Here is a 13,728-nt window from a genome sequence, read left to right as displayed (position 1 = left end):
GGTCAGCCGCGTCCCAGCGGACTTGAAATCGCACGGATGCCGTCAGCAGCCGAGCGCACACGAACTCTCGTACAGACTACCTCGTCCGCGGTACTGCTTCTCCCCGGCCCTGCCCTGGCCGGCGCCGAGCACCTGGTGCCCGAGGCTCGGAGTGTGGGGTCCGACGGCGAGGTGCTGCTCGTCTTTCCCGCGGACTCCCCGGCGGTACGGGCCGCCACGCACGCACAGGACGACGAGCTGCCCGTGGTGCTGGAGATCACCGATGTCGCGCCGGTCTCGGTGCCCCATCGTATTCGCGGCCGCGCCTGGATCTCGGGCTGGCTCACGTGTGTACGGGGAAGGGCGGCGCCCGGGCGGATGCTGCTGCGGATGGGGGTCGGCGAGGCGCGGATCGACGATCTGTGGGGCACGGCGACGGTCGACCCGGAGGAGTTCGCATCGGCCACCGCCGATCCGCTCGCCGATCACGAATACGAGCTGCTTCAGCTTCTGCATTCGGCCCACAGCGACCAGGTGCGGCAATTGTGCGGACTGGTGGACGGGGCGTCGCAGGGCCACGGAGTGGCCGTCGGCGGCGCGGTGCCGGTGGCTCTGGACCGGTTCGGGCTGCGGGTGCGGTTCACCGGCGGCGACGGGCGGACGGGGGACGCGCGATTCGACTTCCCCGAGCCGGTGCGCGACATCGCCGGGCTGCGACGCGCCATGCACCGGCTGTTCGAGGCAGCGGCGCGTTAGGGGGTGTCCGGTCGATCTCCGCGCAGCCTGCCGCGCACCTTCTCGACGACGTCGGCGTACCGGGCTTCGGCTCCGTATCGCGTGGGTTCGTAGTAGTGGCGGCCATGCACGGCGTCCGGGGCGTACTGCTGAGCGGCGATGGCGCCCGGTACGTCGTGCGGATAGACGTACCCCTGAGCGTGGCCGAGCTTGGCCGCGCCCTTGTAGTGCCCGTCGCGCAGATGCGCGGGGACCGGGCCGGCCATTCCCTTCCGTACGTCGTCCTGTGCGGCGGAGATCGCGAGCGTCGCGGCGTTGGACTTGGGTGCCAGCGCCAGCGCGATCGTGGCGTGGCTGAGGGTGAGCGCGGCCTCCGGGAAGCCGATCATGGCCACGGCCTGGGCGGCGGCCACGGCCGTCGGCAGGGCGGTCGGGTCGGCGAGGCCGATGTCCTCGCTGGCCGAGATCATCAGGCGCCGGGCGATGAACCGGGGGTCCTCGCCCGCCTCGATCATGCGGGCCAGGTAGTGCAGCGCGGCGTCGACGTCCGAGCCGCGGATGGACTTGATGAGGGCGCTCGCCACGTCGTAGTGCTGGTCGCCGTCACGGTCGTACTTCACCGCCGCCCGGTCGACGGTCTCCTCGACCGTCTCCAGGGTGATCTCTTCGTCGCCCTTGTCCATGGCGGCGCCCGCCGCCGCTTCGAGCGCGGTCAGTGCGCGCCGGGCGTCACCGCCCGCGATCCGCAGCAGATGCGCCTCGGCGTCACCGGACAGCGTGACAGCGCCGCCGAGCCCCCGCTCCTCGGTGAGGGCCCGGTGCACCAGGGCGCGCAGGTCGTCGTCGGTCAGCGACTCCAGCGTCAGCAGCAGGGAGCGGGAGAGCAGCGGCGAGATGATCGAGAAGTACGGGTTCTCGGTGGTCGCGGCAATGAGCGTGACCCAGCGGTTCTCGACGGCGGGCAGCAGCGAGTCCTGCTGGGCCTTGCTGAAACGGTGGATCTCGTCGAGGAAGAGGACCGTCTCCTTGCCGTAACCGCCGGAGGCGCGGCGGGCGCCGTCGATGACGGCCCGGACCTCCTTGACCCCGGCGGTGATGGCGGAAAGCTCGACGAACCGCTTCTGGGTGGCCTGGCTGACGACGTACGCCAGGGTGGTCTTTCCGATGCCCGGCGGGCCCCAGAGCAGGACGGAGGACGGTCCGGCCGGTCCGCCGCCGCCCTCGCCGACCAGCCGGCGCAGCGGGGCGCCCGGTTTCAGCAGGTGCTGCTGGCCGACGACCTCGTCGAGGGTGCGCGGACGCATCCGTACGGCCAGGGGGCTGCTGGACGGATCCTTCAGCTGGCGGTCTTCGGCGGCTGCGGTGAACAGATCGGGCTCCACGCATGAAGCCTATGTCAGCCCACTGACAGTGCCCTCGGGTCAGTTGGCCCCGGTCCAGAAGCTCCACCAGCGGGTCAGGATCAGCATGCCGATGATGCCGATCCACAGAACCGGCGGGACCCAGTGGAACTCCGTCAGGGCGCTGCGCAGACCGCTGGGGGCGGGGAGGATGCGGTGCTTGATGTTGTGCGTGGTGACGTAGCAGAACATGACGATGGTGGCGACCCAGGCCAGGCAGCACCACAGGCACAGCGAGTTGATGTTGTAGAGCGACTGGTACTGGAGCCAGGTGCAGAAACCGACGCCGAACAACGTGCCCGCGTTGAGCCCGAGCCAGAACCAGCGGCGGTAGCGCGCGCCGGCCAGCAGGCCGACGCCGATGGCGACGACCATCGCGAAGGTGACGAGGCCGAGCATCGGGTTGGGGAATCCGAAGGCGGCGGCCTGCTCGCTCTTCATGATGTTGCCGCACGCGACGATCGGGTTGAGGCTGCAGCCCGGCGTGAAGTTCGGGTCCTCGAGCAGCTTGAACTTGTCGATGGTGATCACCCAGGAGGCCAGCAGCCCGGCCGCACCCGTGATCACCAAGAGCAGGGCGAGGGCACGACCGCTGCCGAACGTGCCCTTCGGTTCGTCCTGCGCACCGTTGTGAGTGAGGTCGTCTACCGCTGCGGTCGTCATATCGCCGTTCCGTCGCTGAGTGGCCTGTCAGGTATGGCCATTCTGCCGCACGGCCACCCGTGTCCACCGTTCGCTGGACATAAGGAGGTACGCATCCTGCTGCCCCCGCATTCGGTGCGTTACGGGCGAAATGACAGCTCGGGGCGGCCAGATCCTGCATCGAGGGCCCCGGCCGGCCGGCCGGGACCGGTCTCATCCGGCGGGGGAACGCGCGGGCGCGAGGTTGACGACGACAGCGGGCCCGGCCGTCCTGGTGGTGCTGGTGGACGGCGGGGCCCGCTGTACGTGTGACCGGTCAGGCCAGACGGCGCTGGATCTCCGACACCAGGGTGTCCAGGGCGACCGCGGCCTGCTCGCCGGTCTCCATGTCCTTCAGCTGGGCCTGGCCGTCGGCCAGGTCGCGCTCGCCGGCGACGATCGTGAGGCGGGCCCCGGAGCGGTTGGCGTTCTTCATGGCGCCCTTGAGGCCCTTGCCGCCGTACGCGAAGTCGGCCGCGACCCCTGCTCGGCGCAGCTCGGTGACCACACCGAACAGGAGGCGGCGCGCCTCCTCGCCGAGCGGCACCGCGTACACGCTGGTGGTGGCGGGCAGGTCGAGCGCGATGCCCTCCGCCTCCAGCGCCAGCACCGTACGGTCCACGCCCAGTGCCCAGCCGACGGACGGCAGCGACGGGCCGCCGATCATCTCGGACAGGCCGTCGTAGCGGCCGCCGCCGCCCACCGCGGACTGCGAGCCCAGGCCGTCGTGGACGAACTCGAAGGTGGTCCGGGTGTAGTAGTCGAGGCCGCGCACCAGCTTCTCGTCGTCCTCGTACGCGACGCCCGCCGCGTTCAGCAGCTCGCGCACCTGCCCGTGGTACGCCTTGCACGCGTCGCACAGGTAGTCGCGCAGCATGGGCGCGCCCACCAGTTGCTTCTGCACCTCGGCGCGCTTGTCGTCGAGGACCCTCAGCGGGTTGATGTCGATGCGGCGGCGGGTGTCCTCGTCGAGGTCGAGGCCGCGCAGGAAGCCCTGGAGGGCGTCCCGGTAGACGGGCCGGCACTCCTTGTCGCCGAGCGAGTTCAGCAGGATGCGGAACTCGCGCAGCCCCAGCGAGCGGTACGCCTGGTCGGCCAGGATGATCAGCTCGGCGTCCAGCGCCGGATCCTCCGCGCCGATCGCCTCCGCCCCGACCTGCGAGAAGTGACGGTAGCGGCCCTTCTGCGGGCGCTCGTAGCGGTAGTACGAACCGGAGTACCAGAGCTTGACCGGCAGGTTGCCGCTCTTGTGCAGGTTGGCTTCCAGCGCCGCGCGCAGCACCGAGGCGGTGCCTTCGGGGCGCAGCGCGAGCTGGTCGCCGCCCTTCGTCTCGAAGGCGTACATCTCCTTGGAGACGATGTCGGTGGACTCGCCGACGCCGCGCGAGAAGAGAGCCACGTCCTCAAAGCCGGGCGTCTCGATGTAGCCGTATCCGGAGTTCTTCAGGGGGGCGGCGATCGCCTCGCGCACCGCCAGGAACTTCGCGGAGTCCGGCGGGATCAGGTCGTACGTGCCCTTGGGGGCCTTGAAGGTGCTCATCGTGGGGTGTCTCGTCACATTCCTCGTCGGGGAGCGGCGGCCAGACCGTTCAGATACGGGTTGGTGGCGCGCTCCCGCCCGATGGTCGTCTGGGAGCCGTGGCCGGACAGCACCACAGTCGAGTCGTCGAGCGGCAGGCACACGCGGGCCAGCGACTCGAGCATCTCGGCGTGGTCGCCGCCGGGCAGGTCGGTGCGTCCGACGGAGCCGGCGAACAGCAGGTCACCCGAGAAGAAGACCGACGGGATGTCGGCCTGCTCGGGCAACCTGAAGGTCACCGACCCCTTGGTATGGCCGGGCGCATGCGAAACGGTGAAGCCGAGGCCCGCCAGCTTCAACTCCGCTCCGTCCGCCAGCTCCTTGACGTCGTCGGGCTCCCCGACGGTCAGCTCGCCCATGAGTGGCATGCCGATCGAGAGGCCGAGCGCCTTCTCCGGATCGCTCATCATGTACCGGTCGGCGGGGTGGATCCACGCCGGTACGTCGTGCGCTCCGCACACCGGGACGACCGAGGCGACGTGGTCGATGTGGCCGTGGGTGAGAACGACGGCGACGGGCTTGAGCCGATGCTTGGCGAGCGCTTCCTCGACGCCTTGGGCGGCCTGGTGGCCCGGGTCGATGATCACGCACTCCTCTCCGGCGGCGGGGGCGACCAGGTAACAGTTGGTCCCCCAGGCCCCGGCGGGGAACCCGGCAATAAGCACGATCGTCCTCTATGTGTCGTCCGGCGGAAGAATGCTGTGCTCGGTTGCAGCAGATCAGAGCCTACCGGGGCCGCTCATCGCACAGCGAACCCATATACGGTACGGGCAAGCTCGGCCGGAGCAGTGACAGACGAGACGTACGAGGAGAACACCGGTGGTCAGCAGCGATCAGCGGCGGCGCCAGCTCGCCCGGGAAAAATTCGAACGGCAGCAGCAGCGGCGGGCCGATGCCCGGCGCAAGTCGCGCCGCCGCAACGCGGTGATCGCCTCGGCGCTCGCCGTGGTGCTGGCCGCGGGAGCGGCGGCGTACGCCGCGGGAGCTCTGGGCGGCTCGGACAGCGAGGACAGCGCAGTCTCCGACGCGGCGCCCAGCACCTCGCCGTCGAAGAAGGCGGACCCCTGCGAGAAGCCCGCTCCCGGGTCGGTCAAGAAGCTGTCGTACAAGAAGGAGCCGACGCTCACCATCGACAAGTCGGCGTCGTACGCGATGAAGCTGCGGACCACGTGCGGCGACATCACGCTCGCGCTGGACGCTGCGAAGGCTCCGCGCACGGTGAACTCGTTCAACTTCCTTGCGTCGAAGGGCTACTTCGACCACACGAAGTGCCATCGGCTGACGACGAGCGGCATCTATGTCCTGCAGTGCGGCGACCCGACGGCTCAGGGCTCGGGTACGCCCGGCTACAAGCTGCCGGACGAGAACCTGAAGGATTCGAAGCTCAAGGGCGGTGTCTACCCGGCGGGCACGGTGGCGATGGCCAACGCGGGCCCGGGTACCGGCGGCAGCCAGTTCTTCCTCGTCTACCAGGACAGCAAGCTGCCCCCCAAGTACACGCCGTTCGGGACCATCAAGGGCGGTAAGGACGTGCTGAAGAAGATCACTGACACGGGTGAGGCGAGCGGTCGGGGCGACGGGGCGCCGAATGCCACCGTCGTCATCGACAAGGCGACCGTGACCAAGTAGGTCCGCCGAGTAAATCCGGAAGTGCGGGATGCGGACAGCCGCCCTGCCGTTCGCCTATGTTGGCGGTGTGCAGGGCGCCTGTGGCCCCGCGAAAGAAACTGTGGACGATGCCCGGGGGCCTTCGAGCCCCTCGCAGGCATCATGTGGAGGAGGCGCTGTGAGCAGCGACCCGTGGGGCCGCGTCGACGAGACGGGCACCGTGTACGTGCGGACGGCCGATGGCGAGAAGGTCGTCGGATCCTGGCAGGCGGGCTCTCCCGAGGAGGCCCTGGCCTACTTCGAGCGCAAGTACGAAGGCCTGGTTGTCGAGATCGGCCTCCTCGAACGGCGGGTGAAGACCACCGATCTGTCGGCCAAGGACGCGCAGACGGCGATCGACCATCTGCGCAAGCAGGTCGACGAGCACCATGCGGTCGGTGATCTCGATGCCCTCAGCAAGCGCCTCGACGCACTGGTCACGAAGGTCGAGTCGCGCCGCGAGGAACGCAAGGCCGAGAAGGCGAAGCAGACCGACGAGGCGAAGCATGCCAAGGAGGCGCTGGTCGTCGAGGCCGAGGAACTGGCCCAGAGCGAGCAGTGGCGGTCGGCCGGTGAGCGGCTGCGGGCGCTCGTGGACATCTGGAAGGGCCTGCCGAGGCTCGACCGGAAGTCCGACGACGAGCTGTGGCACCGCTTCTCGCACGCCCGCTCGGCGTTCTCCAAGCGGCGCAAGGCCCACTTCGCCTCGCTGGACGCCCAGCGCGAGGAGGCCCGCAAGGCCAAGGAGAGGCTGGTCGCCGAAGCCGAGAGCCTGTCGGGCTCGACGGACTGGGCCGCCACGGCAGCTCGCTACCGCGATCTGATGACCGAGTGGAAGGCAGCCGGCCGCGCGCAGCGCGAGGCGGAGGACGGCCTGTGGGACCGCTTCCGCGGCGCCCAGGACGTCTTCTTCGCCGCACGCAGCGGGGTCTTCGCGGAGCGGGACGCGGAGCAGAGCGAGAACCTCAAGCTCAAGGAGGAACTCGTCGTCGAGGCCGAGAAGCTGGTGCCGGTGAAGGACCTGAAGGCGGCCAGGGCCGCGTTCCGTTCGATCAACGAGCGCTGGGAGGCCATCGGCCATGTGCCGCGCGACGCCCGCCCGAAGGTCGAGGGCCGGATTCACGCGGTGGAGCGGGCGCTTCAGGAGACCGAGGAGACCGAGTGGCGCCGTACGAACCCGGAGGCGCGCGCCCGTGCCGCAGGTCTGACGGGCCAGCTCCAGGACGCGGTCGACAAGCTGCGCACGCAGATCGACGCGGCTCGTACAGCCGGCAACAACGCCAAGGCCGACAAGCTCGCCCGTGAGCTCGAGGGCCGGCAGGCGCTGCTCGACCAGGCGCTGAAGGGCCTGCAGGAGTTCGGCGGATAGGCGAAGCACGGCGGCCCCGGTACCGATCCCGTTAGGGATTCCGTACCGGAGCCGCCGTGTTTCGGTGGCTCAGTTCTACGGCCTGCGGGCCGAGGTGACGCGGTATACGTCGTAGACGCCCTCCACGCCGCGGACAGCCTTGAGTACGTGACCCAGGTGCTTGGGGTCGCCCATCTCGAAGGTGAACCGGGAGGTGGCCACCCGGTCGCGGGAGGTCTGGACGGCCGCCGACAGGATGTTGACGTGCTGGTCGGACAAGACCCGGGTGACGTCGGACAGCAGACGGGACCGGTCAAGCGCCTCGACCTGGATGGCGACCAGGAAGACCGAGGACTGGGTCGGGGCCCACTCGACCTCGAGGATGCGCTCCGGCTCCTTCGACAGCGAGTCGACGTTGACGCAGTCGGCGCGGTGCACCGATACGCCGCTTCCCCGGGTGACGAACCCGATGATGGGGTCGCCGGGCACGGGCGTACAACAGCGGGCCAGCTTGACCCAGACGTCGTCGACGCCCTTGACGACGACGCCCGGGTCGGCGTTGGAGCGTCGGCTGCCACGGCCCCGGGACGGCGGGGAACTCTCGGCGATGTCCTCGGTGGCGGCCTCTTCGCCGCCGAGCGCCTGGACCAGCTTCTGGACGATGCTCTGCGCGGTGACGTGGCCCTCGCCGATCGCGGCGTACAGCGAGGAGATGTCGCTGTAGCGCATCTCGTGCGCGAGGGTGACGAAGGAGTCGCCGGTGAGGATGCGCTGGATCGGCAGGTTCTGCTTGCGCATGGCCCGCGCGATGGCGTCCTTGCCCTGCTCTATGGCCTCGTCGCGGCGCTCCTTGGAGAACCAGGCGCGGATCTTGTTGCGGGCGCGCGGGGACTTGACGAAGCCGAGCCAGTCGCGGGTGGGCCCGGCCCCGGCCGCCTTGGAGGTGAAGATCTCCACCAGATCGCCGTTGTCGAGGGTCGATTCGAGCGGTACGAGCCGGCCGTTGACCCGGGCCCCTATGGTCCGGTGGCCGACCTCGGTGTGGACGGCGTACGCGAAGTCGACGGGCGTCGCACCGGCCGGCAGCGCTATGACGTCGCCCTTCGGCGTGAAGACGAAGACCTCGTTGCGGGACAGGTCGAAGCGCAGCGACTCCAGGAACTCGCTGGGGTCCTCGGTCTCCTTCTGCCAGTCCAGGAGCTGGCGCAGCCACGCCATGTCGTTGACGGTGTCCTGGCCGCGCCCGGTGTTCTTGGGTACGTCGGTGCGCACCTTGGAGGCGCCGGCGACGGCCTCCTGCTTGTACTTCCAGTGCGCGGCGATGCCGTACTCGGCGCGGCGGTGCATGTCGAACGTACGGATCTGGAGCTCGACTGGCTTGCCGCTGGGGCCGATGACCGTCGTGTGCAGCGACTGGTACATGTTGAACTTGGGCATCGCGATGTAGTCCTTGAACCGGCCGGGGACCGGGTTCCATCGCGCGTGCACGGTGCCGAGGGCGGCGTAACAGTCGCGGACCGTGTCGACAAGTACACGAATCCCCACCAGGTCGTAGATCTCCGCGAAGTCACGGCCGCGGACGATCATCTTCTGGTAGACGCTGTAGTAGTGCTTGGGCCGCCCGGTGACGGTGGCCTTGATGCGGGCGGCGCGCAGGTCGGACTGGACCTCGTCCGTCACTATGGCGAGGTACTCGTCGCGCTTGGGGGCCCGCTCGGCGACGAGGCGCACGATCTCGTCGTACATCTTCGGGTAGAGGATCGCGAAGGCGAGGTCCTCCAGCTCCCACTTGATGGTGTTCATGCCCAGGCGGTGGGCCAGGGGCGCGTAGATCTCAAGCGTCTCGCGGGCCTTCTTCTCCTGCTTCTCCCGCTTCAGGTAACGCATGGTGCGCATGTTGTGCAGGCGGTCGGCGAGCTTGATGACCAGGACGCGCGGGTCCTTGGCCATGGCGACGACCATCTTGCGTACGGTCTCGGCCTGCGCGGCCTCGCCGAACTTGACCTTGTCGAGCTTGGTGACGCCGTCGACGAGCAGGGCGACCTGGTCGCCGAAGTCACGGCGCAGGGTGTCGAGCCCGTACTCGGTGTCCTCGACGGTGTCGTGCAGCAGCCCGGCCATGAGGGTCGCCGGGTCCATGCCCAGCTCGGCGAGGATCGTGGTGACGGCGAGCGGGTGCGTGATGTACGGGTCGCCGCTCTTGCGTTTCTGGCCGCGGTGCCAGCGCTCGGCGACCTGATAGGCGTGCTCGATCTGGCGCAGCGTGGACGTCTCGATCTTCTGGTCGTTGCTGCGCACGATGCGCAGCAACGGTTCGAGGACCGGGTTGTACGGGCTGGAGCGCTGTACGCCGAGCCGGGCGAGCCTGGCCCGGACGCGGTTGGAGGAGCCGGCGCCGGTGCGCGGGGCGGTGCCTGCGCTGACCGGCTTGGGCGCGGTGATGGGCGGCGTCGTGTCGGCGACCTGCTCCGGGGCGTTCTTCGGCTTCCCGGAGGGCTCGGCCCCCTTGCCCGGTGTGGGCGTCTCGGCGCCCTTGGCCGGTGCGGGGGGCTCTGCCGGCGCGGCAGTGGTGGCGGGGGTCGCGTCGGCCGGAGGGGTGGCACCGGTCGCGGGGGTGGCGCTCTTCGCGGGCGTGGCCGGGCTCGCCGCGGCCTTGGCGGCCTGCTGCTCGTCGGGCTGCGCGGCTGCGGGGTCCCCCGGTCGGGCGCTGGGGGGCAGTGGCTGGGCCTCGTCTGGCAAGAGCGCTCCTCGTGCGGGTCCGGGTCCCCAGGTCAGGCCCGGAAAGCCCATGGTAACGATCCCCGGCTCACCCTTCGCCCCGGGCCTGATACCTGGGGCAACGCGAAAGGCGGGCCCCGCAATTCCTTCGGGACCCGCCTGTCACGTACAGCTGCGCCGGTCAGACCGTGATCAGGGCCTCCAGCGGGGCGCCCTTGAGGGCCAGTTCGATGCGGCCCCTGCCGTCCAGGAATCCGAGTTCCATGAGTACCGCCACCCCGGCGACCTGCGCACCGGCCCGCCGGATCAGCTCCAGCGAGGCCTCGGCGGTGCCGCCGGTGGCCAGGACGTCGTCGATGACCATGACGCGGTCCTCGGCGGCCAGGTCCTCGGCGTGGATCTCGATCTCGGCGGTGCCGTACTCCAGCTCGTACGCCTGGCTCAGCGTGGCTCCCGGCAGCTTCCCCGCCTTGCGTACGGGGATGAACCCGAGGCCGGCACGGATCGCGACCGGAGCGGCCAGGATGAAGCCGCGCGCCTCAAGACCGACGACCTTCGTGGCGCCGTGCCGTACGCAGAGCTCCGCAAAGGCGTCCGTCAGGGCCGTGAACGCCTCGGGGTCGGCCAGCAGCGGGGTGATGTCCTTGAACATCACTCCCGGCTTCGGATAGTCCGGTACGTCGCGGATGCGGCTGAGCAGCAGCTCGCGGGTGCTCATGAGCGTCATCACCGCTTCCCGGACGGCTTGCCACGGCCGCCGCTGTGGCCGCCCCGGGGCCGGCCCACGACCGCGCCGGCGGGGGCGGCGTTGTCAGCGCTGGCGGCATTGTCAGCGCTGTTAGCGGGTCGGTCCTGCGGCTCGGAGCGGTCGTAGTCGTCCGGGGACTCGCCCTTGGCGGCGGCTGCCCGCTTGGCGAGCACCCGCTTCTTCAGCGCCTTCATCTGCGGGTCGCGTTCCTTCAGGTCGGCGACGAGCGGCGTGGCGATGAAGATCGACGAGTACGCACCGGCGGCGAGGCCGACGAACAGCGAGAGCGAGATGTCGTTGAGCATGCCCGCGCCGAGCACACCGCCACCGATGAACAGCAGGCCCGCCACCGGCAGCAGCGCGACGACGGTGGTGTTGATGGAACGCACCAGGGTTCCGTTGAGGCTGCGGTTGGCGATCTCGCTGTACGTCCAGCGGCTCTGCTTCGTGATGTCCTTCGACCCCTCCTTGAGACCGTCGAAGACGACGACGGTGTCGTAGAGGGAGTAACCGAGGATCGTCAACAGACCGATCACGGTGCCCGGGGTGACCTCGAAGCCGACCAGTGCGTACACACCGACGGTGATCGTCAGGTCGTGGATCAGGGCGATGAGGGCGGCGACGGCCATGCGCCACTCGAAAGCGATGGCGAGGTAGATGACCACAAGGATCATGAAGACCGCGAGTCCGGTCCAGGCCTTGTTGGCGATCTGCTCACCCCAGCTGGGGCCGACCAGCTCCGAGGTGATCTCGTCGGCGGCGACGTTCAGGTCCTGGGCGAGTTCGTCCTTGACCGGGCCCGCCGTCGAGGTGTCCAGACCGCTGATCTGGACCCGCATCCCGCCGTTGCCGAGCTCCTGGACGATCGCCTCGTGCCCGGACACCTTCTCGGCGTCCTCCTGGACCTGGGCAACGGACACGTCCGTCTTGGGCGTGGTGAAGACCGCGCCGCCCTCGAACTCGATGCCCATGACCAGACCGCGCACCGCGAGGCCGACGATGGCCGTGATGGTGATCAGGATCGAGAGGCCGTACCAGATCTTCCGGTTGCCGACGAAGTCGTAACCGACCTCACCGCGGTAGAGGCGGGCGCCGAGACTGCCGAGTCGGGACATCTCAGGCCTCCTTCGGGTCGATGGGGGCGGAGGCGCGACGGGTACGGCGCAGCGGCGGCTGTACGCCGAGCCGCTTCGGGTCAAGCCCGGACCACGGGTGGCCCTGGCCGAAGAACTTCGTGCGCGCCAGCAGTGTCATCAGCGGCTTGGTGAAGAGGAACACCACGACCACATCGAGGACAGTGGTCAGGCCCAGCGTGAACGCGAAGCCCTGCACCTTGCCGACGGTCACCACGAAGAGCACAGCGGCGGCCAGGAAGGAGACGAAGTCGGAGACCATGATGGTGCGCCGGGCACGCGGCCAGGCGCGCTCGACGGCCGGCCGCAGCGTACGGCCCTCGCGGATCTCGTCGCGGATGCGTTCGAAGTACACGATGAACGAGTCCGCCGTGATGCCGATCGCAACGATCGCACCACACACCGCGGGCAGGTTGAGCGCGAAGCCGATACCGGGGCCGAGCAGCGTCATGATCGTGTACGTCAGGATCGCCGACACCAGGAGGCTGACGATGGCGACGAAGGCCAGGCCGCGGTAGTAGGCGACCAGGTAGACGATGACCAGGGCGAGCCCGATCGCACCGGCGATCAGACCGGCCTTGAGCTGCTCCCCGCCGACGGCCGAGGTGACGGTGGTGACGGTCTCCTCAGAGAAGGAGAGCGGCAGCGCGCCGTACGACAGGACGTTGGCGAGCTCCTCGGAGGACTCCTGGGTGAAGCTGCCGGAGATCTCGGCGTTGGCGCTCAGCGTCTGGTTGACGGAGGGAGCCGATACCACTTCGCCGTCGAGGACGATGGCGAACTGGTTCTGCGGGGGCTGCTGCTGGGAGAGCTTGCTGGTGATTTCCTGGAACTTCTTGGAGCCACCGCTGGTGAACTCCATGTTGACCTTCCACCCGCCACCACCCTGCGTGTCCAGGACGGAGCTGGCGTCGTCGACGTCCTTGCCGTTCACCGCGGCGGGACCCAGGATGTACTTCTCCCACTGGTCCGCGTTGTTCTTGCCGCAGGCGACCATCGGATCCTCGGGCTTGACGCCCTGGCCGGCGTTGACGCGGTCGGTCTTGTTGGTGCAGTCGAGCTCGGTGAAGCGCTTCTGGAGCGCGGCCGTCGCGGGATCCGCCGCGGGGTCCGTCGATGGGGGGGCCGACGGCTCGCCGCTCTCGGCGGGCTTCTCCGGGCTCTTGGACGGGCTGCCCGAGGGGGACGGCGTCGCGTCCTTCTTGAGCGCGTCCGTCACGGCGCGGCCCTGCGTGGTGGCGCCGGCGGACGGCGCCGATGCGCTCGGGGTGGCCTTGTCGTCCTTCTTGTCCTTGCCGTCGGGCGAGGCGCTCGGGGACGGGGTGCCGGACGGCTCGGGCGTAGGGGCGCCGGCGGCGAGCGTCAGCACGGGCCGGAAGTAGAGCTGAGCGGTGGTGCCGACCTGCTCGCGGGCCTGCTTCTCGTTCGTCCCCTTGGGGATGTTGACGATGATGTTCTCTTCGCCCTGGGTCTGAACCTCGGCCTCGGAGACACCCAGACCATTGACGCGGCGGTCGATGATGCCGACCGCCGTCTCCATGTTGGTCTTGTTGATCGCGTTCGGCTTGCCGGGCTCGCTCTTCGCCTTCAGCGTGATGCTCGTACCGCCGGCGAGGTCGATGCCCAGGCGCGGCGTGAGCTCACCGGACCAGAACATTCCGCCCGTGAGCGCGACCATGGCGATCAGGATCAGAGCCAGGGCGCGCCCCGGCCTCCCCGGAGCCCCCGCGGGCCTGCGGCCCTTCTTCGGTGCTGCCACC

General features: G+C 69.4%; 11 protein-coding genes. 3 read left to right on the top strand and 8 right to left on the bottom strand.

Features of this window, described 5'->3' with window-relative positions; genetic code table 11:
• Nucleotides 1–36 precede the first annotated feature (36 nt).
• On the top strand, nucleotides 37–735 hold the full coding sequence (locus ACU6WZ_RS25460) for a DUF2470 domain-containing protein (protein ID WP_447030525.1): 699 nt from the start codon (nucleotides 37–39) through the stop codon (nucleotides 733–735).
• Here ACU6WZ_RS25460 and ACU6WZ_RS25455 read toward each other — a convergent pair.
• The 4 genes from ACU6WZ_RS25455 to ACU6WZ_RS25440 all read right to left on the bottom strand — a co-directional run bounded on the left by ACU6WZ_RS25455 (nucleotide 732) and on the right by ACU6WZ_RS25440 (nucleotide 5,039).
• The gene (locus ACU6WZ_RS25455) at nucleotides 732–2,096 is read right to left on the bottom strand and encodes a replication-associated recombination protein A (RefSeq protein WP_447030524.1); all 1,365 of its coding nucleotides are present in this window, start codon (nucleotides 2,094–2,096) and stop codon (nucleotides 732–734) included. The two genes, ACU6WZ_RS25460 and ACU6WZ_RS25455, sit on opposite strands and share 4 nt — an antisense overlap.
• A gap of 39 nt (nucleotides 2,097–2,135) precedes the next feature.
• Entirely contained in the window at nucleotides 2,136–2,777 is a 642-nt protein-coding gene (locus ACU6WZ_RS25450) for a vitamin K epoxide reductase family protein (protein ID WP_447030523.1), read from the bottom strand.
• Between the two features lie 295 nt (nucleotides 2,778–3,072).
• Nucleotides 3,073–4,335, bottom strand: a complete 1,263-nt coding sequence (gene hisS, locus ACU6WZ_RS25445) for a histidine--tRNA ligase (protein ID WP_447030522.1) — start codon at nucleotides 4,333–4,335, stop codon at nucleotides 3,073–3,075.
• Between the two features lie 14 nt (nucleotides 4,336–4,349).
• Entirely contained in the window at nucleotides 4,350–5,039 is a 690-nt protein-coding gene (locus ACU6WZ_RS25440) for an MBL fold metallo-hydrolase (protein WP_447030521.1), read from the bottom strand.
• Between the two features lie 154 nt (nucleotides 5,040–5,193).
• Between ACU6WZ_RS25440 and ACU6WZ_RS25435 the strand changes: the two genes are divergently transcribed.
• Together ACU6WZ_RS25435 and ACU6WZ_RS25430 are read left to right on the top strand one after the other, a co-directional pair.
• Nucleotides 5,194–6,003: a peptidylprolyl isomerase gene (locus ACU6WZ_RS25435; RefSeq protein ID WP_447030520.1), complete on the top strand. Its 810-nt coding sequence runs from the start codon at nucleotides 5,194–5,196 to the stop codon at nucleotides 6,001–6,003.
• A gap of 157 nt (nucleotides 6,004–6,160) precedes the next feature.
• Nucleotides 6,161–7,390, top strand: a complete 1,230-nt coding sequence (locus tag ACU6WZ_RS25430; RefSeq protein ID WP_447030519.1) for a DUF349 domain-containing protein — start codon at nucleotides 6,161–6,163, stop codon at nucleotides 7,388–7,390.
• Between the two features lie 75 nt (nucleotides 7,391–7,465).
• Here ACU6WZ_RS25430 and ACU6WZ_RS25425 read toward each other — a convergent pair whose 3' ends face one another.
• The 4 genes from ACU6WZ_RS25425 to secD all read right to left on the bottom strand — a co-directional run bounded on the left by ACU6WZ_RS25425 (nucleotide 7,466) and on the right by secD (nucleotide 13,727).
• Complete coding sequence (locus ACU6WZ_RS25425; RefSeq protein WP_447030518.1) at nucleotides 7,466–10,108, bottom strand: RelA/SpoT family protein; 2,643 nt, start codon at nucleotides 10,106–10,108, stop codon at nucleotides 7,466–7,468.
• Nucleotides 10,109–10,268: 160 nt separating this feature from the next.
• Complete coding sequence (locus tag ACU6WZ_RS25420; RefSeq protein ID WP_447030517.1) at nucleotides 10,269–10,814, bottom strand: adenine phosphoribosyltransferase; 546 nt, start codon at nucleotides 10,812–10,814, stop codon at nucleotides 10,269–10,271.
• The gene (gene secF, locus ACU6WZ_RS25415; RefSeq protein WP_447030516.1) at nucleotides 10,814–11,950 is read right to left on the bottom strand and encodes a protein translocase subunit SecF; all 1,137 of its coding nucleotides are present in this window, start codon (nucleotides 11,948–11,950) and stop codon (nucleotides 10,814–10,816) included. Before secF ends, ACU6WZ_RS25420 begins: the two co-directional genes overlap by 1 nt.
• A 1-nt stretch (nucleotide 11,951) precedes the next feature.
• A complete protein-coding gene (secD, locus tag ACU6WZ_RS25410; protein WP_447030515.1) occupies nucleotides 11,952–13,727 on the bottom strand; it encodes a protein translocase subunit SecD in 1,776 nt (591 codons plus the stop codon).
• Between the last annotated feature and the right edge of the window lies 1 nt (nucleotide 13,728).

The sequence above is a fragment of the Streptomyces hypolithicus genome (assembly GCF_052934925.1).
Note: the sequence above shows the minus strand (reverse complement) of the source record. Positions and strands in the feature narration are given on the sequence as shown.

Bases quoted from the DNA above. Each gene is read 5' to 3' on its own strand.
- ACU6WZ_RS25460 (WP_447030525.1), top strand. From the start codon at position 37: ATGCCGTCAGCAGCCGAGCGCACACGAACTCTCGTACAGACTACCTCG.
- hisS (WP_447030522.1), bottom strand. From the start codon at position 4,335: ATGAGCACCTTCAAGGCCCCCAAGGGCACGTACGACCTGATCCCGCCG.
- secF (WP_447030516.1), bottom strand. From the start codon at position 11,950: ATGTCCCGACTCGGCAGTCTCGGCGCCCGCCTCTACCGCGGTGAGGTC.
- ACU6WZ_RS25450 (WP_447030523.1), bottom strand. From the start codon at position 2,777: ATGACGACCGCAGCGGTAGACGACCTCACTCACAACGGTGCGCAGGAC.
- ACU6WZ_RS25420 (WP_447030517.1), bottom strand. From the start codon at position 10,814: ATGACGCTCATGAGCACCCGCGAGCTGCTGCTCAGCCGCATCCGCGAC.